General features: G+C 56.3%; 24 protein-coding genes. 14 read left to right on the forward strand and 10 right to left on the reverse strand.

From position 1 onward, the window contains the following. Positions 1-5 precede the first annotated feature (5 nt). Positions 6-1,451 (reverse strand): coniferyl aldehyde dehydrogenase, encoded by a 1,446-nt coding sequence (locus FWJ25_RS00195; protein ID WP_149598237.1) that lies wholly within the window; start codon positions 1,449-1,451, stop codon positions 6-8. Positions 1,452-1,655: 204 nt separating this feature from the next. On the opposite strand from FWJ25_RS00195, the gene FWJ25_RS00200 reads away from it, so the two are divergent. Continuing rightward, positions 1,656-2,339: a TetR/AcrR family transcriptional regulator gene (locus FWJ25_RS00200; protein ID WP_149598238.1), complete on the forward strand. Its 684-nt coding sequence runs from the start codon at positions 1,656-1,658 to the stop codon at positions 2,337-2,339. A gap of 167 nt (positions 2,340-2,506) precedes the next feature. Here the strand turns inward: FWJ25_RS00200 and yihA are convergent, their stop codons facing one another. After that, positions 2,507-3,148 (reverse strand): ribosome biogenesis GTP-binding protein YihA/YsxC, encoded by a 642-nt coding sequence (yihA, locus tag FWJ25_RS00205; protein WP_149598239.1) that lies wholly within the window; start codon positions 3,146-3,148, stop codon positions 2,507-2,509. A gap of 197 nt (positions 3,149-3,345) precedes the next feature. Between yihA and FWJ25_RS00210 the strand changes: the two genes are divergently transcribed. From FWJ25_RS00210 to FWJ25_RS00220, 3 genes are all read left to right on the forward strand, one after another. Beyond that, positions 3,346-3,954, forward strand: coding sequence for a c-type cytochrome (locus FWJ25_RS00210; protein ID WP_149598240.1), 609 nt, complete (start codon positions 3,346-3,348; stop codon positions 3,952-3,954). A gap of 164 nt (positions 3,955-4,118) precedes the next feature. Next, positions 4,119-4,751 (forward strand): thiol:disulfide interchange protein DsbA/DsbL, encoded by a 633-nt coding sequence (locus tag FWJ25_RS00215; RefSeq protein WP_149598241.1) that lies wholly within the window; start codon positions 4,119-4,121, stop codon positions 4,749-4,751. 62 nt (positions 4,752-4,813) lie between these two features. Further along, positions 4,814-5,674, forward strand: coding sequence for an endonuclease/exonuclease/phosphatase family protein (locus FWJ25_RS00220; RefSeq protein ID WP_149598242.1), 861 nt, complete (start codon positions 4,814-4,816; stop codon positions 5,672-5,674). A gap of 77 nt (positions 5,675-5,751) precedes the next feature. Here FWJ25_RS00220 and rpmG read toward each other — a convergent pair whose 3' ends face one another. The 3 genes from rpmG to radC all read right to left on the reverse strand — a co-directional run bounded on the left by rpmG (position 5,752) and on the right by radC (position 7,071). Then, the gene (gene rpmG / locus FWJ25_RS00225) at positions 5,752-5,907 is read right to left on the reverse strand and encodes a 50S ribosomal protein L33 (RefSeq protein ID WP_096783935.1); all 156 of its coding nucleotides are present in this window, start codon (positions 5,905-5,907) and stop codon (positions 5,752-5,754) included. A gap of 11 nt (positions 5,908-5,918) precedes the next feature. Continuing rightward, positions 5,919-6,155: a 50S ribosomal protein L28 gene (gene rpmB, locus FWJ25_RS00230; protein ID WP_011786975.1), complete on the reverse strand. Its 237-nt coding sequence runs from the start codon at positions 6,153-6,155 to the stop codon at positions 5,919-5,921. Between the two features lie 241 nt (positions 6,156-6,396). Then, entirely contained in the window at positions 6,397-7,071 is a 675-nt protein-coding gene (gene radC, locus FWJ25_RS00235; protein ID WP_149598243.1) for a RadC family protein, read from the reverse strand. Positions 7,072-7,251: 180 nt separating this feature from the next. On the opposite strand from radC, the gene coaBC reads away from it, so the two are divergent. The 7 genes from coaBC (at position 7,252) to argA (ending at position 16,369) form a co-directional block, all read left to right on the forward strand. Further along, entirely contained in the window at positions 7,252-8,439 is a 1,188-nt protein-coding gene (gene coaBC, locus FWJ25_RS00240; RefSeq protein ID WP_149598244.1) for a bifunctional phosphopantothenoylcysteine decarboxylase/phosphopantothenate--cysteine ligase CoaBC, read from the forward strand. A gap of 9 nt (positions 8,440-8,448) precedes the next feature. After that, positions 8,449-8,910, forward strand: a complete 462-nt coding sequence (gene dut, locus FWJ25_RS00245; protein ID WP_149598245.1) for a dUTP diphosphatase — start codon at positions 8,449-8,451, stop codon at positions 8,908-8,910. A gap of 95 nt (positions 8,911-9,005) precedes the next feature. After that, a complete protein-coding gene (locus FWJ25_RS19975) occupies positions 9,006-11,618 on the forward strand; it encodes a phosphomannomutase/phosphoglucomutase (RefSeq protein WP_149598246.1) in 2,613 nt (870 codons plus the stop codon). Between the two features lie 46 nt (positions 11,619-11,664). Further along, the gene (argB, locus tag FWJ25_RS00255; protein ID WP_149598247.1) at positions 11,665-12,561 is read left to right on the forward strand and encodes an acetylglutamate kinase; all 897 of its coding nucleotides are present in this window, start codon (positions 11,665-11,667) and stop codon (positions 12,559-12,561) included. 23 nt (positions 12,562-12,584) lie between these two features. Then, positions 12,585-13,835, forward strand: coding sequence for an LSm family protein (locus FWJ25_RS00260; RefSeq protein ID WP_149598248.1), 1,251 nt, complete (start codon positions 12,585-12,587; stop codon positions 13,833-13,835). A gap of 25 nt (positions 13,836-13,860) precedes the next feature. Beyond that, on the forward strand, positions 13,861-15,048 hold the full coding sequence (gene argE, locus FWJ25_RS00265) for an acetylornithine deacetylase (RefSeq protein ID WP_149598249.1): 1,188 nt from the start codon (positions 13,861-13,863) through the stop codon (positions 15,046-15,048). Positions 15,049-15,061: 13 nt separating this feature from the next. Next, positions 15,062-16,369, forward strand: a complete 1,308-nt coding sequence (gene argA / locus FWJ25_RS00270; protein WP_149598250.1) for an amino-acid N-acetyltransferase — start codon at positions 15,062-15,064, stop codon at positions 16,367-16,369. Here argA and FWJ25_RS00275 read toward each other — a convergent pair. Next, on the reverse strand, positions 16,343-17,383 hold the full coding sequence (locus FWJ25_RS00275; protein WP_306462850.1) for an aminopeptidase: 1,041 nt from the start codon (positions 17,381-17,383) through the stop codon (positions 16,343-16,345). The genes argA and FWJ25_RS00275 overlap by 27 nt on opposite strands. Positions 17,384-17,578: 195 nt before the next feature. Here FWJ25_RS00275 and FWJ25_RS00280 point away from each other — a divergent pair, with 195 nt between their 5' ends. Continuing rightward, a complete protein-coding gene (locus FWJ25_RS00280; protein ID WP_149598252.1) occupies positions 17,579-21,325 on the forward strand; it encodes a DUF1631 family protein in 3,747 nt (1,248 codons plus the stop codon). Positions 21,326-21,345: 20 nt separating this feature from the next. Then, on the forward strand, positions 21,346-22,212 hold the full coding sequence (locus FWJ25_RS00285) for a phosphoribulokinase (protein ID WP_149598253.1): 867 nt from the start codon (positions 21,346-21,348) through the stop codon (positions 22,210-22,212). 10 nt (positions 22,213-22,222) lie between these two features. Here the strand turns inward: FWJ25_RS00285 and FWJ25_RS00290 are convergent, their stop codons facing one another. The 4 genes from FWJ25_RS00290 to FWJ25_RS00305 all read right to left on the reverse strand — a co-directional run bounded on the left by FWJ25_RS00290 (position 22,223) and on the right by FWJ25_RS00305 (position 25,316). Further along, positions 22,223-23,068, reverse strand: coding sequence for a pirin family protein (locus tag FWJ25_RS00290; RefSeq protein ID WP_149598254.1), 846 nt, complete (start codon positions 23,066-23,068; stop codon positions 22,223-22,225). Between the two features lie 37 nt (positions 23,069-23,105). Next, on the reverse strand, positions 23,106-23,708 hold the full coding sequence (locus FWJ25_RS00295; protein WP_149598255.1) for an FMN-dependent NADH-azoreductase: 603 nt from the start codon (positions 23,706-23,708) through the stop codon (positions 23,106-23,108). A gap of 143 nt (positions 23,709-23,851) precedes the next feature. Then, the gene (speD, locus tag FWJ25_RS00300) at positions 23,852-24,643 is read right to left on the reverse strand and encodes an adenosylmethionine decarboxylase (RefSeq protein WP_149598256.1); all 792 of its coding nucleotides are present in this window, start codon (positions 24,641-24,643) and stop codon (positions 23,852-23,854) included. Positions 24,644-24,893: 250 nt separating this feature from the next. After that, entirely contained in the window at positions 24,894-25,316 is a 423-nt protein-coding gene (locus FWJ25_RS00305; RefSeq protein ID WP_149598257.1) for an OsmC family protein, read from the reverse strand. Positions 25,317-25,589: 273 nt separating this feature from the next. Here FWJ25_RS00305 and crp point away from each other — a divergent pair, with 273 nt between their 5' ends. Beyond that, a complete protein-coding gene (gene crp, locus FWJ25_RS00310) occupies positions 25,590-26,231 on the forward strand; it encodes a cAMP-activated global transcriptional regulator CRP (RefSeq protein WP_036132755.1) in 642 nt (213 codons plus the stop codon). The last annotated feature ends 3 nt before the right edge of the window (positions 26,232-26,234 follow it).

Raw genomic sequence — 26,234 nt, forward strand, 5'->3', positions numbered from 1 at the left:
GCCCGTTAGCGGATAAACAGCTTGTAAACCATTCTGTGGGCCGCGGTGCCGTGGGGGGCGTATACAAACTTGCCGCTGTTGAACTTCTGCTTGGTGAAAATGGCACGGTGGTGGGAGAAGGTCAGGAAGCCTTCCTTGCCATGGTAGTGTCCCATGCCTGAATCACCCACACCGCCAAAGGGCAGGTCATCCTGAGCGACATGCATGAGCGAATCGTTGATGCACATCCCGCCGGAATGGGTGTTATGAACCACATGTTGCTGCTGGTCCCGGTCGTAGCCAAAGAAATACAGGGCCAGCGGGCGAGGTCGATCATTGATGTAGTGAATGGCCTCGTCCAGTCCGTGGTAGCTGACGATGGGCAAAAGAGGACCGAAAATCTCATCCTGCATGACCTTCATATCCGGAGTGGTGTTTAGTAGTAAGGTCAGTGGAATCTTCCGGGTTCCGTCGTGAAGGTTTTCCCGGGACGGATTGATCTCGATGATTTCTGCGCCCTTTGCCCGGGCATCTTCGATGTATCCCTGAAGCCGATCGTACTGGCGCTCGTTGATGATGGCGGTGTAGTCATCGTTGTCTCGCAGACTCGGATACATTTCAGCAAACTGCGTGCGGAATTCATCCACAAAGGCCTGCACCCGGTCGGCCGGGCAGAGAACGTAGTCCGGAGCGACGCAGGTCTGGCCGGCGTTGAAAGCTTTGCCGAACGCGAGGCGCTGGGCCGCATCCGCCATGGGTACATCGGGGGAGATGATGGCCGGTGACTTGCCGCCGAGTTCCAGTGTTACCGGGGTCAGATTTTCTGCCGCGGCGCGCATGACAATCTTGCCCACCGACGTTGAGCCGGTGAATAGCAGGTGATCGAAGGGGCGGGAGGAGAAGTCGGCGGCCACATCAGCCTCGCCGGTGATCACACATACCAGATCTTCCGGGAAGGCTGCTTCGATGAGTTCCTTGAACAATGCGGAGGTATGGGGCGTGAATTCGGACATTTTGATCATGGTGCGGTTACCCGCAGCCAACGAAGCGACCAGGGGACCAACCGCCAGGTAGAGCGGGTAGTTCCATGGAACGATCACCCCAACAACACCTTTCGGCTGGTAATGCACCTTGTTACTGGCAGGCTGGAACAGAACGGAAACATGGCGTTTGGAGGGTTTGATCCATTCGCCCAGATTCTTCAGGGTGTAGTTGATGCCCTGAATGGAAGGCATGACTTCGGCGATGAGGGATTCATCCCGGGAACGACAGCTGAAATCCCGGTCAATGGCGTCCAGTATCCGATCCTGGTTTGCCAGCAGTGCGCGTTTCAGACGTTTCAGATTTTCCTGACGCTCGGTCAAGGACGGCATTGGGTTATGGCGGAAGGCGTTTTTCTGATCGCTGAATACCCGATGCGTGTGCTGGATCTGCTTTTTGCTCTCGGTCAGCTGGACGACAGTGGCTCCCATGGTGTTCTCCCCTCTGTGGCTCCCTTGTCTTGGTGTGAGACCCATGGAAGCCTGTTGTTCTTGGGTATTGAATCTCGGTTCAGTTTGCACTGATGGGTATTATTAGAGTATATACTCTAGTGAGTCAAGCAAGCGCCTGTGGCCGATTGGGCCATCAGCATGGCGTTTGGTTGGAGCCAGATAACAACAATTGCTGACGAGTCTATGAAAACCAGAGACAAGATCCTGTTATCCAGTCTGGAGTTATTTAACGAGCGCGGTGAACGTAACGTCACTACCAACCATATCGCCGCACACCTGGCGATCTCGCCGGGTAATCTGTATTACCACTTCCGGAACAAGTCAGACATCATTTACGAGATATTTCTGGAATATGAAAAGCTGGTGGATTACTACCTGACGATTCCCCAGGACAGGGCTCTGACTCTGGATGATCTGACGTTCTATCTTGAATCGGTGTTTGACGGTCTCTGGAGCTATCGCTTCTTTCACCGCGATCTTGAGTACCTGCTCGATACGGATCCTCGCCTGAGGAAGGACTACCGGGAGTTCACCAACCGATGTCTGGCAGCGATTCAGGAGATTTTCTGGAAGCTGACCGAGGCGGGCATAATCGAGTTGACGTCAGAGGATCTGCGATCGGCGGTTTCACTCAACGTATGGCTGGTGGTGACCAACTGGATGGCGTTCCTGAAGACAGCCCATGCAGGAGATGAGCCTGCGAGTCTGACGTTAACCGAGCTCAAGCAGGGTATTTATCAGGTGCTCACTATTCAGTTGCCGTACCTGACCCCGGAATACCGGGAGCAGGTGGTTGCCCTGAGAGAAAGGTACCGGCCGTCCCTGCCGCAGTCATGCGAACTGGTGGGACGTGAAAAGGTTGGTTAAAAAACAGGCAGTGATGAAACTTTAGTCGAACAGGCTTGTCATAGGTCATGACGTTGGGAATTCGGACATTCCTTGCGTCTCCTGAGCGAGTTCTCAGGTTTTAGCACGTCGCAAACCCTGACGTTTTACCGGTCTGCTGTTGGCAGGCCGGTTTTTTCTTTTCAAGGTCAGTCGTTTTCTGCTGTTTCTGCAGCTTCCAGCCAGTCCGTGAGTGCCGCCTGGCATTCCTCAAGCCCGCGTTTTGACGTGGCGGAGAACATGATCAGGTGTTCTACGCATTTGAAAGGCTTGAGCTTTTTGGCAATTCCTAGCATGGCTGTTTTAGCCTGGCCGAATTTCAGCTTGTCAGCCTTGGTGGCCAGTATCATCAGGGGCAGATGATTGTGTTCGCACCAGTCAACCATCATCTGGTCAAACTCAGTCAGCGGGTGGCGGATGTCCATCACCAATACCAGTCCCTTCAGGCAGCGTCGCTCGTTCAGGTAGTGGCCGAGGTGTTGCTGCCAGTCATCCTTCATGTCCCGGGACACCTTGGCGTACCCATAGCCAGGGAGATCCACCAGGCGACAGCCTTCGCGGTTCAGTGAGAAAAAGTTGATCAGGCGGGTGCGCCCCGGAGTTTTACTGGTGCGGGCCAGTTTGCCATTGACGGTGATCGTGTTAAGGGCGCTTGACTTGCCAGCATTGGAGCGACCGGCAAACGCCACTTCGGCTCCGATGTCGGGAGGGCATTCGTCCAGCCGTGAAGCGCTGATCAGGAAACGTGCGCTGTTAAAAGAGATGCTTTTTTGAGTCAGATCAGAGTCCACGGCGGTTGGGTTTCCTTCGGATTTCAGTTATCGGGGATTAATGTATAATGCTACACCAATTCCGGGCGGTGCGCTTTGCACCACCGCTGTCAGCCCCGGTTTTGAGCCTGTCTGGTAAGGCCTTGCGCCGGCCTGGGCAGTGCGCTGCCGGCTGCATAACGAAGAATACCTTTAAAGATGAGAGAAGCGGAGCGAGCATGAAAAAACTGATCGCAGGAGTTGTTCTCGGCGTTAGCCTCACAGCGATGGCTCACGGGGCTGGAGATCCTCAAGCGGGTGAACAGAACGCAGCGGTATGTGCCGGTTGTCACGGCCAGGGTGGTCAGAAGCCCATTATGGGCAACTACCCGAAATTGTCAGGTCTGGGTGAAACCTATCTTCACAAACAGTTGGTCGCTATCCAGTCCGGCAAGCGCGCAGTACCGGAGATGACCGGCCTGCTGACCGGCAAGTCTGACCAGGACCTGCAGGACCTGGCAGCTTACTTCGATAGCAACGACATGATTGTTAACCAGGCCAAGCCGGACACCATCGCGCAGGGTGCAGCCCTGTACCGTGGTGGTAACATGGCTTCCGGTGTTCCTGCCTGTGCAGGCTGCCATAACCCGCAGGGTCAGGGCAACGAGCCGGGTGGTTATCCGATGCTGGGTGGTCAGAATGCTGACTATGTGATCAAGCAGTTGAATGCCTACCGTGACGGTACCCGGGCAACCGACAGCAACTCTGCCATCATGATGGATGTGGCTGCCAAGCTGACGGATGCTGAGATCGAAGCAGTTGCCAACTACGTGTCTGGCCTGCACTGATCGGTATTCCTCAAAAAACCCCGCTACGGCGGGGTTTTTTGTTGCCGGCTTACCATCCTGTAATGGCTGATATCCCGGGCTTTATGGAACTTTTTACAATGCCTGGGTCATAATCCTCCAAACACTATCCCCCAAAACTGAATTCGGGAAATCGGAGACATCGAATGATCAGAACATTTGCCGTGGCAGCTTTGTTTGCAGTAGCTGCAATCTTTAGTGGCATCGCCAGCGCAGAAACCTGGGAAGAAGGTACTCACTACCGGAAACTGGACACCCCGGTGCATACCGAAAGTGATAAGGGTGTCGAGGTCGCGGAGATTTTCTGGTATGGCTGTCCGCACTGCTACAACTTCAAGCCGTTGTCTGAGGCATGGGAAGCAAAGGCGCCAGACTATGTAAATTACGTGCGCATTCCGGCAGCGCTTGGGCGTTCCTGGGAGCCCCATGCAAAGGCGTTTTATGCGCTGGAGGCCATGGGCAAGCTCGACGTTGTTCACGATGCGCTGTTTGATGCGCTCGCAGGGGAACACCGTCCGCTGAATGATGGTCCTGCGCTGGCTGACTTCGTTGCGGGTTATGGTGTTGATCCGGAGGTTTTCCTGAAGAACTATAACAGCTTCGGAGTGAATGCCCGGATGCAGCAGGCCCAGGCTAAAGTCAGGGGAGCGCGTGTTACCGGCACACCGACTATGCTGGTGAATGGGAAGTATATTGTGACAGCTTCCATGGCGGGTGGTCACGAAGCCGTATTGAGAGTCGTGGATTATCTGGTGGAAAAGGAACACGCCGCTGAATAATAATCGGCACGCCGCCCTCAGGGCCCGTGCCGGGGCTGGGGGCAGGGTGAGATCGCCGACCTATGTATAAGCGACTGCGAAAACAGATCGATACTATCCTGAAGCCAGAGCGCGTGCCGCGAGGCAACTGCTCTGGTATGGAGCATGTACCGGAGTTTGAGCCTCATCGCCATCTCCGTCTGCTGACCTTTAATATTCAGGTTGGTATTAATACCTCCTCCTACCACCATTATGTGACCCGCAGCTGGCAACATCTGTTGCCCCATCGCCGCAGAATTGAAAACCTGGACCATATTGCCCGTCTGATCAGTCAGTACGATGTGGTTGCGTTGCAGGAATGCGATGGAGGCAGTCTGCGCAGTGGTTACATAAATCAGGTGCAGTATCTGGCGGAAGCGGCCGGAATTCCCTACTGGTATCAGCAGTTGAATCGGAATCTTGGTCAGATTGCACAGCACAGTAACGGGTTGCTGAGTCGCTACCGCCCCCTGGATGTGACTGAGCACAAGTTGCCGGGGCTGATTCCCGGGCGGGGCGCCATCATCGCGCGTTACGGTTCAGAGGAAGATCCACTGGTTCTCGTCTTGATGCATCTTTCTCTGAGTAAGGCTGGTCAGCAGCGACAGCTTGGGTATATCCGGGAGCAGATTGCGGACTATAAGCATGTGGTGCTGATGGGAGACATGAACAATCATGCGGAAGAGTTGCTTACGCAAACGCCATTGAAAGAGACGGATCTGGTACCTTTGCCGGCTTCTGCTCACAGCTTTCCCAGTTGGAGGCCGGAAAAGGCGCTGGATCATATTCTGGTGAGTCCGTCGCTGGAAATTCGTCGGTCCGAAGTGGTGAGCTATCCGGTGTCGGATCATTTGCCGATTGCAATGGATGTGGCGCTGCCCAAGGGATACCTGGAGACGTTCTAGGGGCTGGGTTGAGGCCGTGGATTCCGAAAACAAAAAACCCGGCGAGAGCCGGGTTTTTTGTGGATGCAAGATCAAGATTACTTGATCTTGGCTTCCTTGTACGCAACGTGCTTACGGACAACCGGATCGTACTTTTTGATCTCGATTTTTTCCGGGGTGTTACGCTTGTTCTTGATGGTCGTGTAGAAGTGACCAGTGCCTGCTGATGATACCAGCTTGATTTTCTCGCGCATGATGCGGCTCCTTAAACTTTCTCGCCGCGGGCACGAAGATCGGCCAGCACAGCGTCAATGCCTTTTTTGTCGATGATGCGCATGCCCTTGGTGGATACGCGCAGCTTTACAAAACGCTTCTCGGACTCAACCCAGAAACGGTGGTTCTGCAGATTCGGCAGAAAACGACGACGAGTGTGGTTCATCGCGTGGGATACATTGTTACCGGTAACCGGACGCTTACCGGTAACCTGACAAACTCTGGACATACATGCCTCCGACCTGAGCAGTGGTCTAAATCAATACAAATTCGTTTTTAATGCGTCTCTGGTTGCCGGGGAGCCCGCTTGCTCCCAGTTTGCGCCTATTAGTTTTAGCCTGATGACTGCTAAAACGGAACGCTGCCTGCCAGACGCCGCCAGAAAGGGACGCTTTTATACCAGAACCAGCCCCCCAACGCAAAAAATTGTTGGGAATTTGGCCAGTTTTTCGTTCCTGGCGTCGTTCGGGTTACATCAAACCCCGTTCAGCAAGTGATATTACCTCACCGTGCCCGACAACCATATGGTCAAGAACCCTGATGTCGACCAGAGAAAGGGCTTCTTTCAATCGTTTGGTGAGGGAAATGTCCGCCTGGCTGGGTTCGGCCACGCCTGATGGGTGATTGTGGGCAAATATTACCGCCGCAGCGTTATCCTCCAGTGCCTGGCGCACAACTTCTCGCGGGTACACCGCGGCGCCGTCAATGGTGCCGCGAAAAAGTTCCCGGTACTGGATGACCCTGTGACGGTTGTCCAGAAACAGCCCTGCAAAGACTTCATGGGGGTAGGTGCCAAGCCGGCTGGTCAGAAAACGTCGGGTGTCTTCGGGGGATCGTAACGGATCGCCCTGGCGCAAGGGTTCATCCATGACCCGTCTGGCCATCTCCATGGCGGCCTGAACTTGGGCATATTTTGCGTTGCCCAGACCGCGAACCTCACAGAACTGGCGTTGAGAGGCGGTCATGAGGCCCCGAAGGCCACCAAAATTGTCGATGAGCCGTCGCGCCATGGTCATCACCGGAACGCCTGCGGTGCCCGTGCGCAGAAAAATGGCCAGCAGCTCAGCATCAGAAAGGGTGTCGGCGCCGTGACGCAGCAGCCGCTCGCGGGGCCGCTCATCGGTGGGCCAGGGAGTATCGGACATATCCTGTTCCTTGGATTATGGGGTTCTGGCGCTTCCTGCACCGGAATATGTTCTCAGGAAATACCGAAGACTACGTCAAAACACAAGAATTGATAAGTGTTCCCGTGAGCGGGCGGGCTGTCTGTGCCGACAGACCGTGCTATCTTATAAACCTTTATTTTTATGAGGATACGGAGCCCTATGGCTGCCAAAAGAATCCTGCTGGGTGTCACCGGCGGTATTGCTGCCTATAAAAGTGCTGAGCTTGTGCGCCTGCTGAAGAAAGCCGGGCACAGTGTGCGGGTGGTGATGACCCGGGGTGCCGAAGCATTTGTAACGCCTCTGACCTTTCAGGCGCTGAGTGGTGAACCGGTGCGGACCTCGCTGCTGGACCCTGAAGCGGAATCCGGCATGGGGCATATCGAGCTGGCGAAATGGGCCGAACTGGTCGTGGTCGCACCGGCCTCTGCGGATTTCATGGCTCGTCTGGCGCAGGGCATGGCTGACGACCTGCTTGCTACCGTATGCTCGGCAACCGAGGCACCCATCGCACTGGCGCCCGCCATGAATCAGGCGATGTGGCGGAATCACCGGACCCAGCGCAATGTCCGTCTGCTGGAGGATGATGCCCAGATTCGACTATGGGGCCCCGATCAGGGCCAGCAGGCCTGTGGCGATACCGGGCCGGGGCGGATGCTGGAGCCTCAGGCATTGTTTGAAAAAATTGAAGGCAGCCGTTCTGCTGGTGCCCTGGCGGACAAAAGGGTGGTGATCACGGCCGGGCCTACCCGCGAGCCTATTGATCCGGTGCGGTATATTACCAATCACAGTTCCGGGAAAATGGGCTATGCCCTGGCAGCCGCGGCTCGTGACGCAGGTGCTCAGGTTACTCTGATCAGCGGACCTGTCTCCATAGCGCCACCGCCCGGCGTTGAAGTTCGCAACGTGATAACGGCAGAGGACATGCTTCGGGTCGCTTCGGTTGCCGTCGACGAAGGTTGTGACCTGTTTATAGCAAGTGCAGCTGTTGCGGATTACCGGCCCCAGATCTGCGCGGAGGACAAGATCAAGAAATCCAGTGAAGAAATGCTGCTGTCGCTGGTGCGCAATCCGGACACTCTGGCAACCATAGCGGGCCGTGTAGACGCCCCCTTTACCGTTGGGTTTGCTGCTGAAACAACGGATGTCGCTAAATACGCCACCGACAAAATGCAACGAAAGAAGCTCAGGATGATCGTGGCCAATGATGTGTCTGTTCCCGGCCTGGGTTTCAACAGTGAAAATAACGCGGTTACTGTGTTCTGGCCGGATGGCCAGGTGTCTATCGGCCCCGACAGTAAGCAGCAGATTGCCGACGAACTGATCGACCTGATCTCCACGCATATTTAAGGACTTTCCATGACCAGACAAACTTTTCAGGTACGGGTGCTGGATAAACGCATTGGCCATCAGATCCCGTTTCCGGAATATGCCACTGAAGGGTCTGCGGGGCTTGATCTCAGGGCATGCCTGCCCGAGCCGCTGACGCTGGAACCCGGACAGACTCAACTGATTCCGACCGGACTTTCTCTGCATATCGCCGATCCGTCCCTGGCAGCGATGATCCTGCCGCGCAGTGGTCTTGGCCACAAACACGGTATTGTGCTGGGTAATCTGGTGGGTCTGATCGATTCCGATTACCAGGGTGAGTTGATGGTGTCTTGCTGGAACCGCGGACAGACCACGTTCACCATCGATGTCGGTGAGCGTATTGCGCAGCTGGTGCTGGTTCCTGTTGTGCAGGCTGACTTTGAAGTGGTCAGTGAATTTGATGCCAGTACCCGGGGCGAAGGTGGATTCGGGTCCACCGGCACCCGGTAACGTGCTGTCCGGTAACGCATAAACGGTTGCCGGGGTCTATACTTGTGCGGATATATGCTTGGCCAGGATGGAATAATAAAACTGCAGGATGAATTATGAAGCTGGGTAAGAAGAAGAGTTCCGATTCCGACGCTCCGGTTGAAGATAAACACGCCAAAAAAGCCGCAAAGGCTGAAAAGAAAAAGGCCACTCAAGGACCGAAACACCGGAAACTGGGCCCGGTAGCTTTCAGTCAGGCTGCGGTGGTGGTTCTTGCAGGTATCCTCGCCGCTGTACTGATCCAATTTCTCGTGGTGCAGCCTTCAGCAGAGAAACGCCAGCAGTTGGAGGCGACTGCTGAGGTAGAGTCTGCTGCTTTGCGACTCAATCAGTACCTCGCCTTGCTCCAGAGCAGCGTCAATGGCCTGGCTTCCAGGGTAGATGTGATCAATGCCGTCACCGGAACGTCCGGTATCGCGGATGTCGAGGCGCGGTTGGGCGCCGCCTTGCCGGGTGTCCGGGAAGTTCATATTTTCCCGTACCGGGATGTGCCGGGTGCGGCGAATGGCGATGGTTTGCTGGGATTCACCGGCCTCGAGCTTGCCCGCAAAGCCGAGCTTGCGCGTCCGATGCTTCCGGATGCTTTCCCGAAAGACAACAAGTGGTACTTCCAGATGGCGTCGCCCGTGCGCAACCCGGCCAGCAATGCCGTGCTGGGAAGCGTACTGGTCATCTTCGATACAGCACCGCTGAAACCGTTGTTGCAGGTAGTGAATGGCGGCCTCGGCGGCCAGTTGGCTTTGATGCAGACTGTATCCGGTGGTTCCCGTGTGGTGGTCAGCAGTGGCAATGGCTCGCAGGCAGAGGTAGCCCGGCCACTGGTCAACCCGGACTGGTCCGTTGTGTATCGGCCCGCGAAGGCCGCTTCCGCCCCGGTCGATATCGTCATGATCGGTTTGTTGACGGCGTTGCCGGCCCTGATTGCCGCGATTGTCTGCTGGGTTTTGCTGTCAGGAGCCCAAAAGGGCTTGCGTCAGGATCTGGCGGCCCTGGTGCAGTGGTCCCATAAGGCATTTGGCGGGGAGAGGTCGAAAATGCCGGATTATCGCTGGGACATGGTAGCGTCCGCTGGAGAAGTGTTTTTCCGATTGGCCCAGAGTGTGGAGAAGCGTGTTGCCAAAGCAACCGAGACGGAAAAGCCAAAGTCGGGGGGGCAGGCCGGAACACCATCCGATGAGGAACCTCTGTTCCAGGAATCTGACGTACTCGACATCGATATGCTGGACGGCGACGAGGATCTGCTCGGTTTTGGCAGTGATGACATTCCCGCTGTTCAGCAGGCAGAACAGTCGCAGGTCGAACTGTCTCCGGAAATATTCCGGGCCTATGATATTCGCGGAATAGTTGGCGATACGCTGTCGGCGGACGTTGTGAGAGTGATCGGGCAGGCCATTGGTTCGGAAGCGATCCAGCGTGGTGTTGAAGCGATCTGTATTGGCTATGACGGGCGCCACTCCAGCCCTGAGCTTGCCGATGCGCTGGCGAACGGCATTATGGCGACAGGATGTAATGTTATTCCGGTCGGTGCCGTGCCGACGCCGGTTCTGTATTTTGCTACCCATGAGCTGGGTACCGGTTCCGGTGTGATGGTAACCGGCAGTCATAATCCGGCCAACTATAACGGCCTGAAAATCATGCTTGGTGGTGAAACCTTGTCTGGTGACGCTATTCAGAAGCTGTATCAGCGCACGGTCACCGGAGACTTCGCCCAGGGCCAGGGTAGCCAGAATCCACAGGATATCCGTAGGGCTTATCTGGATCGCATTATTGGCGACATTGCGGTTGCTGCCCCGCTGAAAGTGGTTGTCGACGCAGGTAATGGCATAGCGGGCGAGCTGGCACCGATACTGGTGGAGGAACTCGGTTGTGAGGTGGTTCCGTTGTATTGCGATGTTGACGGAGACTTCCCGAATCATCATCCCGATCCTGGCAAGCCGGCAAACCTTGCCGACCTGATTGCCCGGGTGAAGGGGGAAGGCGCCGATATCGGTCTGGCTTTCGATGGTGACGGTGATCGTTTGGGCGTGGTCACCAATACTGGCAAGATTATCTGGCCGGATCGCTTGTTGATGCTGTTTGCCCGGGATGTGGTTTCCCGAAACCCGGGGTCCGACGTACTTTACGATGTGAAATGCAGTCGCCGGCTGGCCGGGGTGATCTCCGAGGCTGGTGGTCGGCCCATCATGTGGAAAACCGGTCATTCGCTCATGAAGGCCAAGATGAAGGAGACCGGGGCGCTGCTGGCGGGTGAAATGAGCGGCCATATTTTCTTCGGTGAGCGTTGGTTTGGTTTTGATGACGGTCTCTATTCAGCGGCCCGTTTGCTGGAGATTCTTGGTATTGAAGATCGTCACAGCGAAGACGTATTCGAGGATTTTCCCGAGGACCTCAGTACTCCTGAGCTGAATGTCGAGGTGACCGAAGAGAACAAATTCGCGATCATTGATCGCCTGGGTGACGTCGGTGACTTTGGCGATGGCAGCATAAGTACCATTGACGGTATTCGTGTCGACTACAGCGACGGCTGGGGCCTGTGCCGGGCATCAAATACCACGCCGGTACTGGTACTGCGCTTCGAAGCGGAGAATGAAGAGGCGCTGGAACGGATTAAAGGGGTGTTCCGGGAGCAGTTGAAAAAGGCGGCTCCGGATGTCATTGCAGAGTTCTAGGCTCTGAACATTTAAAGAAACAGATTCAGATTATTAAGGCGAAATCATGGCGTTGGATCGTGAAACAGCAATGCAGGTAGCTTCCGTCCTGAGTAAGGGGCTGCCTTACATTCAACGGTTTACCGGAAAAACCGTCGTTATCAAGTACGGCGGTAACGCCATGGAGAATGAAGATCTTAAGAGCAGTTTCGCCCGCGACGTGGTGTTGATGAAGCTCGTTGGTCTGAACCCGATCGTTGTTCACGGCGGTGGCCCGCAAATCGGCGAACTGCTCGAACGGCTGAACATCCAGTCCCGGTTCGTCAACGGGATGCGGGTAACAGACGCAGAAACCATGGACGTGGTGGAAATGGTCCTCGGTGGGCAAGTTAATAAAGAAATCGTTTCCCTGATCAATTCCCACGGCGGTACCGCGGTAGGGCTGACGGGTAAGGATGCCAACCTGATCCGTGCGCGCAAGCTGGAAGTGGTGAATCGTTCTGAAGAGCTGGAAAAACCGGAAATTATTGATATCGGCCACGTGGGTGAGGTGGCAAGCGTTAATGTCGACGTCATCGACATGCTGACCCGGAGTAACGTGATCCCGGTTATCGCTCCCATTGGTGTTGGTCCGGATGGTGCGTCCTACAACATCAATGCAGATCTTGTGGCGGGCAAGGTTGCCGAAGCGATGAAAGCAGAAAAGCTGATTCTGCTGACCAACGTGTCTGGTCTCAAGAGCAAGGATGACAAGGTGCTGACGGGTCTCACCGCACAGCAGGTCAACGATCTGATTGATGACGGAACCATCTATGGGGGCATGCTTCCGAAAATCCGCTGCGCCCTTAATGCTGTGGAAAACGGGGTTCGTACGTCCCACATTATTGATGGTCGGGTGGCCCATGCCTGCCTGCTGGAAATCTTCACCGACGAAGGTGTCGGCACCCTGATCTCCCGTAACTGACGGTCTGAATAAGGAGCTCCCGGATGAAGCGCCTGCTCACATTTCTGATCGTCATTGCCCTGGTCATTGTTGCCGGCTTCAAAGCCGCCGTATGGTGGTTTGCCAACGAGCGTATGGCCGAAGCCCGCACCGGGCTGGAAGCCTGGGGAGTGCTTGATCGGGGCACGATTGGTTCCGGCCTTGACGGGCGATTATTCCTGTCGGACAGCAGTTGGCAGGATTTCCGCCTTACCCGCCCGCTGGAAGTCGGAAAGCTGGAATTCGATGCAGGTTCCCCGCTGAACCTGATCACCGCTCTGGTTGATCCCGACTCAATGCCTGCCCGCTGGACCTTGCAGGCAGAAAGGCTTGGCCTGATGCTCGAAGCCACCATGTTTCGAAACTGGGTGACCGCGGAGGGCCAAACCGGGGAGGGTGAGCTGGCATTGTTTGTCTTGTCCTGTGCACCGGACTCCCGTCAGCAGTTGGGGAGCGGAGACCTGATGCGGATGGGCATTACGGGAATCAGCGGCGAAGCATTGTTGAAGCAGACGCCAGACGGATTGCATGGCGAGTTGAGCACTGCGGGTACGGGTAGTATTGATGTGGATTGGCCGGGAGCGCGGCTGGACCTGACGGCGCCCGATAGACTGTTAGCCAATTCGCCGGGGCCAATGAATGTTACCATTCGCGATGGCGGGCTGATGCGCAAGGTTGCGGCTTACTGTGCCCGTGAAAACGGACTGCAACCGCCGCAGTGGGCCGGTCAGGCAGCGCAGGCATTGCAGCGGGGTTTCCAGGCCCGCGGTCTGGTGGCCAGTGATCAGTTGGTTGCGCTATACAGGCAGTGGCTGATGGAAGGTGGCGAACTGACTGTGAAACTGGATCCGGCCCAGCCCTTCCTGGGTATTCCTGTGCACGGTGAGGCGGATAGTGGCAAGCTGACAGGTTGGTCCGTGTTCTATAACGGAGCTGAGGTGCCTGATGTCTATCTTCAGGAACAGCCTGCCCCGCCCGTTGTCGAGGTGCCTGCCGGGCCTGGCGACGAGGGTGAAGAGCTTCAGCCCGGTGAGCCGGGCTGGCACCGGGACTTGGTTGAGAATGCCGGAAATTGGGTGGGTCGGCAGGTCCGGGTAACCCTGAATAATGATAATGTGGTGGAGGGCCGGTTGGTGGGTGTGACGGATCGTGAGCTTGAAGTCGCCCGGGTCGTCGCCGGTGGAGAGGTCGCCTATCCCATGCAGGTTCGTGCCATTGTTGGCTTTGAAGTCTGGCGCCTTGGCCGTGGAGAGTAACCCGGGCGGGGCTTGAGAGGAATCTATGTCACAGTCCCCAGTCAACACCGCTGCGGTGCCGGCCATCAAGGAGATGCTGGCCCGCCTCATTTCGCTGCCGTCCATCAGTAGTGCCTCTTCGGAGTGGGATCACAGCAACGAAGCTGTCATCAATACTCTGGCGGAATGGCTCAAACCCCTCGGGTTTTCAGTCGAGATTCTCGATGTGCCGGGTATGCCCGGAAAGTTCAATCTGATTGCCACGTTGGGAACGGGACCCGGTGGGCTGGTGCTTTCCGGCCATACGGATACGGTGCCGTTCGATGACAAGCGCTGGCAGAGCGATCCGTTTACCCTGACCGAGCGGGATGGCAAGTGGTATGGCCTGGGCACCTGCGATATGAAAGGGTTCTTCGCGCTGGCCATTGAGGCGGCGAGGGAGTTTGCTGAGCAACCTTTGAAAGAGCCGCTGATTATCCTCGCTACGGCGGATGAGGAAAGCTCCATGAATGGCGCCCGGGCCCTGGCCGAAGCCGGCAAGCCCAAGGCCCGGTATGCCGTTATTGGCGAGCCTACCGGGTTGCGACCGGTACGGATGCATAAGGGTATCATGATGGAGCGGCTGGCCTTTGAAGGGCAATCAGGGCACTCATCCAACCCGGCGCTGGGTCGCAATGCGATGGAGGGTATGCACGAGGCCATGGGTGAATTGTTGGCGCTGCGCCAGCAATGGCAGGCCCGCTATCAGAACCCGGCGTTTGAAGTACAGGTACCAACCCTGAATCTGGGCTGTATCCACGGGGGCGACAACCCGAACCGCATCTGTGCCCGTTGCGAACTGCATTTCGATCTTCGGCCTCTGCCAGGTATGGATATGGAGACGTTGCGCCAGGCCATCGTCAGCCGGGTTCAGCCGGTGGCAGAACGTCGCGAGTTGGGGCTCATTTTTGAACCGTTGTTCGACGGTGTGCCGCCGTTTGAAACAGCTGCTGATGCCCGGCTGGTCAAAGCCTGTGAGGCATTGACCGGGCATACGGCTCACGCAGTGGCTTTTGCCACGGAAGCGCCCTGGTTACAGAAACTGGGTCTGGAAACTCTGGTGATGGGCCCTGGCTCCATTGACCAGGCCCATCAGCCGGACGAGTATCTGGCATTGTCAGAGCTGGAGCCGACGGTGAATATTCTCAAAGGCCTGATCCGGCAATTCTGCCTCCAGGCCAGTACAGTTGGGTGATATGGAGACTGGATTGAATTCGAACGACTGGCTGCATGGGTTCCGGCATTCCTCCCCTTACATCAACGCCCATCGTGGACGTACGGTGGTACTGACGATTCCGGGGGATGCAATTGCGCACCAGAACTTTATCAACATCATTCACGACATCGCACTGCTCAGTAGTCTCGGTGTCAGGCTGGTGGTGGCGTTTGGCGCCCGCCCGCAGATCCAGGCACGGCTCGACAGCGCCGGCCTTGAGTCCTTCCTCGCCCGCAATCTCCGGGTTACTCCCGATAGCCACCTGCCGCTGGTGATGGAAGCCATTGGTGGATTAAGAGCCTATCTGGAAAGCCAGTTATCCATGGGGCTGGTGAATTCGCCCATGCACAATGCCCGGATCAGGGTAAGCAGCGGCAACTATGTGACTGCCAAGCCTGTCGGTGTGCTTGATGGGGTTGATTTTGGTTACACGGGACGGGTTCGGCGGGTGGACGTGGCTGGCATCGAAAAACTGCTGGAGCTCGGGCATATCGTGCTGTTGCCGCCGTTGGGTTATTCGCCCACGGGTGATGCATTCAACCTCTCCTACGAAGATGTCGGAAGTCAGGTCGCGGCCGCTCTGCAAGCGGAAAAACTGCTGGTGTTTATCGACGATGCGGGTCTGCTCGACGAAGACGGCAGCCTGATTCGTGAGCTCTCTGCCCGGCAGGCCTCGGAAAAGCTCGCTGCGGGATCGGTCACCGGCCACGATGCGGACCTGCTGAAAGCTGCTTGCGATGCCTGCGTCAAAGGTGTTCGCCGGGCCCACATCATCAGCTACATCAACGATGGTGCATTGTTGGAAGAAATGTTTACCCGGGACGGTTCGGGTACCCTGGTCAGTGGCGATCATTACGAGCAAATGCGTCAGGCCCGGGTCGAAGATATCGGCGGAATCCTGGAACTGATCCAGCCTCTGGAAGAACAAGGGGTTCTGGTCAGGCGTTCCCGGGAAATGCTTGAAACAGAAGTCGATCGCTTTGTCGTGGCTGAGCGGGATGGCACCATTGTCGGTTGTGCCGCGCTGTATCCCTATCCGGATGAAAGTGCCGGCGAGCTATCCTGTTTTGCCGTGGACCCATCCTACCGCCGCTCGGGGCGTGGCGATGAAATACTGGCGATGGTCGAGAAGTTGGCCCGTGGTCAGGGGCTGGGCAAGCTCTTCGTGCTCACAACCCAGACAGAACACTGGTTCCGGGAGCGCGGGTTCCAGCCCACCACTGTGCAGTCGTTGCCGGGGCCCAAGCTGGCGTCCTACAACACGCAGCGTAATTCAAAGGTCTTCTGCAAATCGCTCTGATAGTCGGGCGAGGGCAGCCGAACGCTCATCGTTCGGCTGCTCCGACAATTGCATTACCTCATCATAGAAAACCTGAAAATCGTAGTTCAGTTCTCTGAGTAGCTGGCGGAAGCCAGGTACGTATTCGTTGTACTGGCGGAACAGCGCCAGATTGGCGTTGTTCAGTTTTTCCGGCCGGGCGCCGAAAGGTCCGGGCTGTGACCAGGTGCGCTCAAGCTGGTTATAGGATGCCAGCAACTCCGCGATAATACTGGCCTTGCGCTGACGTAGCTCACTTTCCCCCAGTTGCCCTTTTTGCTGGTATAGCGCGTCCAGTCTGGCGGTACTGGCGGAGACCAGATCAAGCGTTTGGTTGCGCTGGGACAGACGCTCCAGAGCCTGCTGGAAAACGTCCGGCTTGCCCGTTTCGGTCAGCCATGCTTTCAGGCCCTCAAGCTCCACAGCGGTGGCGAAGCTTTCATTGAATGATGTGTCCTCGTCCACGTAAACCACCCGATGCGCCAGTTCATGAAACATCAACGCCACCATGCGATCTTCACTCAGTCGGGTAAAACCGGAGTGCAGGGGGTCATCAAACCAGCCGAGTGTCGAATAGGCTGTTACCCCGCCAATCAGCGTGTCGTAACCTTCAGCATCGAAGTGGGCTTGCTCCTCTCGTGCGTCGCCAAGGTCAAAGTATCCCCGGTATGCCTGGCAGCCCAGCACTGGATAACACCAGCGATGGGGTTCAAGGGAAAATTCCGGGACTGCCACCAGATTGACCACCACCCAGGGACGGCTCAGTTCGACATAATCGGTGAACGCATCCCCAACCGGCAGGCTCAATCTGTTTTCTGCAAACTGGCGGGCTTGTTGGGATACGGCCAGGCGGTTTGCAAGTTCGGGCGAGATCTCTCCGCTCGCCAACAGCGAATCCACCGGCTCGCCGGATACCATCAGTGACAGATGTCCACTTACGGCCTGGGTGTAGTAGCCAATGGTCGTACAGCCCGTGAGGCCTGTTACCAGTAGCAAAAGAAGATATATCTGGCTAAGCTGTTTCATTGATCAGGATGTTATAATTGGGACAGTTGTCTGATGGAGTCAGACATCTATATTACAGACAAGATTCCCAAAGTAGCAGGTGGCATCAGCCATCGTTTTCAGGGACGCGAGTTGCACCGGGCAAACTATCCTGTAGGTGTGTCTCGTCGAAATATCAGGTAGTTCATGGATCCGAGAGAGCGTCGTAGCAGTCCCAGGCAACCCATCAAGCTAGCGGCCCAGATTGATCTGGGAGGGGGGGAGGCCTGGCCCTGTCAGATTGCGGACTTTTGTGCAGAGGGGCTGTTTGTCCGCTATTCCGGTGATACATCTCGCAAGCTGGATCAGGCACTGGCCAGTGGGACCCCTTCCGAAGTGGTTGTACGTTTCAGGGGTGCTGATGGGCGCAGCCGGTACGAACTTCACGTCAATGTTGTGCGCCGTATTGATCGGGCCATGGGTGTCTGTTTCACCCGCCCCAATCCCGACGCGGTTGCCGCCATGCTGCAGCAGTGTGGCGGGTCGAGCGACCAGCAACGCTCCTCCCTCAGGGCACCAAGTGACCGGGTCCAGTTTGTCCTTCATCAGTCAGCCAAGGCGGTGGTTCAGTATATCGAACCGTTAATGGATGCCTGTTTTGTGCAAATGGTGGCAGGCCTCAAGGCCGCTGCGCACAAGGCAGCCAGCGACCAGATGGCTAACGAGTACATGGACTCATCAGGCCTGATACAGGCCCGGCAACGTGTGATCTGGCACCAGATGGCCAGGAGTCTCGAATCTCCTCTGAAACCCTCCCTCAAAGGGTTTCCGGGGTCTGAATTGTCCGTGGTCGATAAGGGGGAGTTTGAAGACTGGCTGACGATACGGGTAATGGTCACCAAAGCCGATACCCTCTATCGGGGAGATCTGCTCCAGCTTAAACTTCGCCTAGACAAGCTGGGCATTGCCAATGCCACCGGCCACCACAACCCGCTTGGGCCGTCACTGGTGTGTGAAGCCTTTCATGCCGGTCTGAGCCACCTCAAGGCTTCAAGAGAGGTGGAAAAGGTTTGTCTGAAAGTCTTTGAACAGTCGGTTCTGCAACATCTCGGGCCGTTGTACAAAGAACTCAATAATATCCTTATCCGCCACGGGGTCCTCCCGGATCTGGATCTGACCAAATACCTCAGCGACAAGACGACGAAGCCTCGGGATACGGCCGCCGAGCTCAAGCCGGAGCCGGAAAAAATACCGGAGACGATGTCCGCCGCATCGGCGCCGAAGGCTTCGCCGGTAGCGGCTGAGCAATCCGGAAGCCGTATTAGTGGCGAGTTTCGTGGTTACGCGCAGGCAGCGCAGACGGCCTTTGCTACGGTCAGAAATCTGCTCAGTACCCTGAACGCAAGTCGGGCCGCCCGGGGCGATTCCGAGCCATTGCCATTTCCTCCCAATGCCCGACCGCTGTCCTCCGGCGAGTTGCAACGGGAGCTGCAACAGTTGCAGGTCGAGGCCCAGGATCTGCAGGCAGAACAGGTGCCTCTCAGGGAACGCGTGGTTCAGAAAGTCCGGGAAAGTGGCGATAACCGGTTGAATGACGATCAGCAGTCAACCGTTGATGTTGTGGACCGGTTCTTCAGGTCTGTGGTGGACAGTCCCAAGCTCAGCGATCATGCCCAGGCTCGTATGCGTAAGCTGGAAGTGCCGGTTCTCAAAGTGGTTATGAGAGACCCCGATTTCTTTGATGATCAGGACAGCCCGGTGCGCGGTGTCCTCAACCGCCTTGCGCAGCTTGGGGTGAAAGGCGGACGGATTAACCCTGTGGTGCAGCGACGGATGGACGAGTTGGTGCATCGCATTACCACCGATTTCGAGCAGGATACCGGGGTATTCGAGCAAACGGTCCAGGAGCTGGACACTCTGATTGATCGGCAGAACCTGGTATACCGGCGCAATGTGGAACGGGTGACAGCTGCCGCGGAAGGGGCTCAGAAAGTCGCCGATTCCAAAACCGCAGTTTCCGATGTGTTGAACCAGAAACTGGCGGGACGCAAGGTTCCAAAAGCACTGCTCAGCCTGCTGGATGGAGGCTGGCGGGATTTGTTGTCGTTGACCTGGATTCGTCAGGGGCCGGACAGCCAGCTCTGGCAGGATTATCTCTCTGTCGTTGATTCACTGCTGGCGTTCGCCAATGACGCCGAAAATGCGGTCAATCTGCCGGAACTGTTGCGGGTGATTCAGGATGGTCTGGCGTCCATTTCCAGCAACCACATGCCATCCTCCCAGATCCGGGATGAACTCAAGCAGTTTCTGGTCCGTAGCCCCGACAAGGCCCCGGATATGGTTGAAGTGCCGGCGGTGCATAATCCGGAAAAAGGCCGGGAGGTGCTGTCAGAGCGGGAGCAGCGGAGCCTTCAGCGCTGGATTAGTCGCGCCCAGCAGTTACGTACCGGTGACTGGCTTCGGGATCAGGATAAGCCGGAAGAGCCGCAGTATATCCGTCTGGTCTGGATTGCCCGCGGGTTCAGTCGGTTTGTGTTTGTGAATCATCAGGGTATGCGTGTGGTCGAGCTCGAACTGGAAGCTCTCGCCCGACAGATGCGCAAGGGGATCATTGTTCCGGATAACCAGTACGAACGTCCGCTGGTGGATGAAAGCATTGATCGCATGGTTCGCAATGTCTATGACCAGCTTTCCCGGGCCAGCACCCACGATGAGTTGACCGGCTTGCTCGGGCGCCGCGAGTTTGAACGGATGCTGGATCAGCAATTGGCCCGTCGCGAAGATGAAAGGGCTCTGGTTCGCATCGACCTCCGGCGGTTCCGGTTATTAAACGACACTGCAGGCTATCAGGCGGGCGATGAAACTTTGAAAAAAGTTGCAGACCTGCTTGGTCGTCAGGTGGCAGATGGCATGCCACTGGCTCGTCTGGCGGGCAATGAGTTTGCATTGCTGGTGCCGGCGGAGACCGCCATGGAGTCGGCGCAGGCCCTGGTGGCCTCTGTGGAAAGTGCTGAGTTCAGCTTTGACGGACGGAGTTATCAGCTATCGGCCAGTGCCGGTATCGTCCCTCAGCTGGAAACGCTGGTTAGTGCCGAGCGCTGGCTACGGGCCTCTGAGCAGGCGCTGGCCTCGGCCAAACAGCTGGGGCACGGGAAGGTGGCTGAATATCTGGCGGACGCCTCCGAGCAGGCCCGGCAGGAGCAGATCGCCGCCAAGGTGGCGAGCCTGAGCGATCTGAACGAAGAACGAATGCTGTTGCGCTGCCAGAAGATTATTCCGCTCCATGCCAAGGCGTCCATGGCTGCTCAGTACGAAGTGTTGATCAGCATGTACGACAATGCCGGTAATCTCATAACGGGCCACGATTTCGTACGTATGGCTGAGCGCTACGATCGTATGCAGGCCGTGGACCGGTGGGTGGTTGGGCACATGCTCGACTGGCTACGGGACAAAGCACCAGACCCCCGGCATCTGGGCGGTATCTGTATCAATTTGTCCGGCTATTCGCTGAACGACCAGTCGCTGCTGGAGTTTATCTACGAAAAACTGAGCGAGAAGGACGCGCCCATCGAGCGACTTTGGTTCGAGTTGACTGAGGCTTCTGCCATCAACGATGTGGCGGCCATCGCCGAATTCATCGAGGAAATGAAAGAGCTGGGTTGTCGTTTCTGTCTGGGTAACTTTGGCAGTGGTCCCAGCTCATTTCAGTTCATGCGCTCGCTTCCGGTGGACCTGATCAAGATCGATAGTGCCTTCATTGGACAGCTCACGACCAGTGAAGCGGACCGGGCGATGGTGAGGTCCATTGTGGACATGGCTCACTATATGAAGAGGGAGGTCATCGCCTCACAGGTTGAATCCCGGGATATTCTGGATATGCTGAGACAGCTGGGCGTGGATTATGCTCAGGGCTTTGTTGTCGAGAAACCGAGGTTGCTCGATACGCTCACCTGAATTCCAGGACTTTTCCGGTTATGTCGAAACGTCATCCCATTATTGCTGTGACTGGCTCTTCCGGAGCCGGCACGACGACCACGGGGCAGATTTTCAGCCGAATGTTCGCCAGTAAGGGGCTGAATGCTGCCATGGTCAGTGGTGACAGCTTTCATCGCTATACCCGTGAGCAGATGGCTCGGCTGGCAGCCAAGGGACAGTTTGGTGAGCGTAACCATTTCGCTCTGGCGGCGAATCATATCGACAAGCTGGAAGCATTGTTTTACGACTACAGCCATACCGGTAACGGACGATACCGGCAGTATGTCCATGACGAGGATCGGCTCCTGATCGCGGCCGGCCACAAGCCCGGGACCTTTACACCCTGGAAGTCATTGCCCGCTGATACAGACTTACTGTTCTATGAAGGACTGCACGGTGGCGTGGTCAGCGAGGCCTACAACATCGCTCAGTATGTCGATCTGCTGATCGGTGTGGTGCCGATTGTAAACCTGGAATGGATCCAGAAAATCCATCGTGATACTCATAAACGGGGATACAGCCAGGAAGCAGTGGTTGAAACCATCATTAACCGGATGGACGACTACGTGCATGACATCGTGCCGCAGTTTTCCCACACCGACATCAACTTTCAGCGGATACCGCTGGTTGATACGTCCAACCCGTTTGTGGTGAGGGATGTGCCCACAGAAGATGAGAGCATGCTGGTGATTCGGTTCCGGGATCCGGCCGAAGTGGATTTTCCCTACCTGCTGCAGGTGATTGCTGGCAGCAGCCTCTCACGACGTGACACCTTGGTGATTCCCGGAACCAAAATGGCCCTGGCCATGGACCTGCTGGTGAGGCCCATGGTCCAGAAACTGATTGCCCGGAAGCCCTTCGCCTGAAGTTGCTGGCTCAGGCGGTAAGGCGTCCGTCCCGGTAGTCCTGCAATGTCTGTTCGATTTCTTCCCGGGTATTCATCACGAATGGCCCGTACTGGACCACCGGCTCACCAATGGGTTTGCCTGCGATAAGCAGCAATCGGGCGCCGTCAGAGCCGCCGCGTACGGTAACGCTGTCGCCTTCGCTCAGGACGCTGGCAGCGCTCAGCCGCAGGGGCGTATCACCCAGACTGGCTTCGCCCTCATACAGGTACAGCATGGCATTGTGACTTTCCGGCAGTGAGACGCTAAGCAGCCCCTCCGGGGCCAGCCGGATGTCGGCATAAATTGGCTGAGTGCTGCGATCGGTGATGACGCCTTTGCAGGTTTTTCCTGCCAGTTCCAGGCTTCCGGCGATCAGACTCAGCTCGCCGCCTGAAAACGAAAACCTGGGAATGTCTTCCGGCTGAATGTCCTGATAACCGGCTTCGGTCATTTTTTCAGCGGCCGGCAGATTGAGCCAGAGCTGGAACCCCCGCATCAGCCCCTCGGTCTGCTGCGGCATCTCCGAATGGATAATGCCTCGTCCGGCCGTCATCCACTGGACGCCACCCGTGCGCAGATCCCCTCTGTTTCCCAAATGGTCTTCATGCAGCATGTGGCCGTCGATCATGTAGGTCACGGTCTCGAAGCCGCGATGGGGATGGGACGGGAAGCCGGCAATGTAATCGGCGGCGTCTTCCGACCCGAACTCGTCCAACATCAGAAACGGATCCAGCCGAATGGACTGGCTCTGGCCCAGGGAACGCTTGATGCGAACGCCGGCACCATCGGACGTTTCGGCGCCTGGAATGATCTGTTTGAGTGTACGCTCAGTCATGGTTGACCTCCTGGCTCAAGGCCTGGCGACTGACGGCTTACGCCGTCAGGGTTTCGATATTGCGACCGGCTTCGTCGAGGGCGTTCTGCTTTTGCTCGTCACCCATGTTCAGACCTTCCGCATAGACGAAGTGAAGATCTTTCAGCCCGATGAATCCCAGGAATGAACGGATGTAAGGTGTCTGGGAGTCGTTGGGAGTGCCCGCATAGATACCGCCACGAGCGGCCAGAATGTAAACCGGACGATCTTCCAGAAGACCGACAGGGCCGTTTTCAGTGTAGCGGAAGGTCACACCGGCACGGGCAATATGGTCGAAGTAAGCTTTCAGGGCGGAAGGGATGCCGAAGTTGTACATCGGTACACCCAGTACCACGATGTCAGCATTCTGGATTTCCTGGATCAGGGCATCTGAATAATCAACGACCTGTTGCTGGCTGTTGTCGCGATCATCCTGAGCAGTCAGGAAAGCGCCAAAACGGGTTGCGTCCAGGTGGGGAACCGGCTCGGCAGCCAGGTCACGCCAGGTGGTATGGATTTCTCCGTGGGTCTCTTTCAATTGCTCCAGTGTCATGTTGACCAACTGGGATGATTGACCGTCTTTGCCGAAGATGCTTGCAGTGATAACGAGGATGTTCTTCATGTTCATAGCCTCCAATGGGACTGGAATGTGATGAGGCTATTGAACTGCGGGACGGGAAAAGATGAAATCGGAGAATCTTGGAGGCTTTGTTCAGAAAAACTGATGGAAGTCTGGCGCGCCGCAGAGGGCGCGCCACAGAGCCATTATTCCACGTTGCGGGAATAGAAAATTTCCAGCATTTCACGACGCAGGCGGTCTTCAATGGACTGTGCATCTGCAGGGTCCAGATCGCTGGCATTCACACCGAACACGTAATTGTTCAGGTTGAATTCCTTGAGCATCATCTTGGTGTGGAACAGGTTCTCCTGATACACATTCACGTCAATCATCTGATAGGCGTTCTGGGTATCTTCGGTCAGATAGTTCTGGATCGAGTTGATGTCGTGGTCGATGTAGTGCTTGGTGCCATCCACGTCGCGGGTAAAGCCGCGTACCCGATAGTCCACGGTGACCACATCGGAGTCGAAGCTGTGGATAAGGTAGTTCAGAACCTTCAGCGGTGAGATCAGGCCACAGGTGGATACATCGATATCCGCCCTGAAGGTGCTCACACCATCGTGAGGGTGGCTTTCCGGGTAGGTGTGTACAGTCACGTGGCTCTTGTCCAGGTGAGCCACAATGGTATCCGGCAGAGGGCCCGGAGATTCTTCATTGTTGGCCTCGCCATCGTTCAGTTCATGCTCGGCGATGAGCATGGTGACTGAAGCGCCGTGTGGTTCGTAGTCCTGACGGGCAATGTTGAGCACGTTGGCGCCGATGATCTTGACGACATCGGTCAGGATCTGGGTCAGGCGCTCGGCGTTGTACATTTCATCAATATAATCGATGTACGCTTCGCGTTGCTCTTCGGTCTGCGCGTAACAGATATCGTAGATGTTGAAACTCAGGGATTTGGTCAGGTTGTTGAAACCGTGTAGCTGGAGTTTGGTTTCCATGCTCAGCCCCTCCGGATGATGGAGATGAATGACTGCAGGACGGTTAATGACCGCCCTGCCGAGGCCGCCACCGACTACTGACCAGGTTGTTCACCTTTTGCGCAGACCGGCGGAGAGGGTGCGTATTATGCACACCGGATGTGACCTTGGATAGTACGTGAAATCACATTTTAGCATCCGTAATCAGCACAACTCTCCGACGCCTGTTGAAACCCGCGTTCTGGCCTTGTCTGCAAGGGCTCGAGCCGTATTACTCCGCGTCTCTGATTTCGTAGCTGTGGCTGATTTCCACACCGGCTTTTTCCAGCATGATGGACGCTGAACAGTATTTCTCTGCAGACAGGCTGACGGCCCGCTTTACCTGATTCTCTTTCAGGTTGTTGCCGGTCACCACAAAATGCAGGTGGATTTTGGTGAACACCGAAGGAACCGCATCGGCCCGTTCGGCTTCCAGTTCTGCGTGGCAGGCCGTGACATCCTGACGGCTCTTTTTCAGAATGCTCATGACATCAAAAGAAGAGCATCCGCCGAGTCCCATCAACAGCATTTCCATCGGGCGTGGCCCCAGGTTTTCACCACCATGATCCGGGGGGCCGTCCAGCTGAACGCTGTGGCCGCTGCCACTGGTGGCTTTGAAGCTGGCGTTGCCGGTCCAGTCGACGGTTGCTTTCATAGAGCCTGATCTCCATTTGATTCAAATCGGGCGCCGGACGATGCCCGCGCCGGGTGTCAGTGTTGGTTGCCGGATGCTAGCACAGTCCTCAATTACGGGCAGCTTCACAGACGTTATATGGATACATTGTGTATCCTGATTCCGGTTGCCCAAATCAGGCCTTCTTGTTATAAGTTGCGCTGATTTTAATTAAAAATGAACGAACCCGCAGGGAAAGCCGGGTGCATAACAACCATTGGGACCCGCCCGTATTGAGGAGGCACGACTCGCATTATGGCCACAATCGTCAAGCCAGTTGAGCAGAAGACCAAACATCTCGACTATTTCCTATCCCAGTGCCATCGTCGGCGCTATCCCGCCAAGAGCACGATTATCTACGCAGGCGACAAGAGTGATTCGCTGTTCTACATCGTCAAAGGCTCGGTAACGGTCATCATTGAGGACGACGATGGTCGTGAGATGATCATGGCGTACCTCAACGCCGGCGACTTTTTTGGTGAAATGGGGCTGTTCGACAACATGGACTCCCGTAGCGCCTGGGTTAAGGCGAAGTCCGAGTGCGAAGTGGCAGAGATCTCATACACCAAATTCCGGGAAATTGCCCAGCAGGATCCTCGCGTTCTTTACTTCATCGGAGAGCAGATGGCGTCCCGTCTGCGTCAGACGACGCGCAAGGTGGGGGACCTGGCGTTCCTTGATGTAACCGGTCGCGTTGCCCGCACTCTGCTGGATCTGTGTAAGGAGCCGGATGCCATGACCCATCCGGACGGGATGCAAATCAAAATCACTCGTCAGGAGATTGGCCGGATTGTTGGCTGCTCCCGGGAAATGGTGGGTCGGGTACTGAAGACTCTGGAGGACCAGGGGCTGGTCCGGGTCAAAGGCAAGACCATGGTGGTTTACGGTACCCGTTAACCA

Origin of the sequence: Marinobacter salinexigens, assembly GCF_008370345.1 — a bacterium.
GTDB lineage: Bacteria > Pseudomonadota > Gammaproteobacteria > Pseudomonadales > Oleiphilaceae > Marinobacter > Marinobacter salinexigens.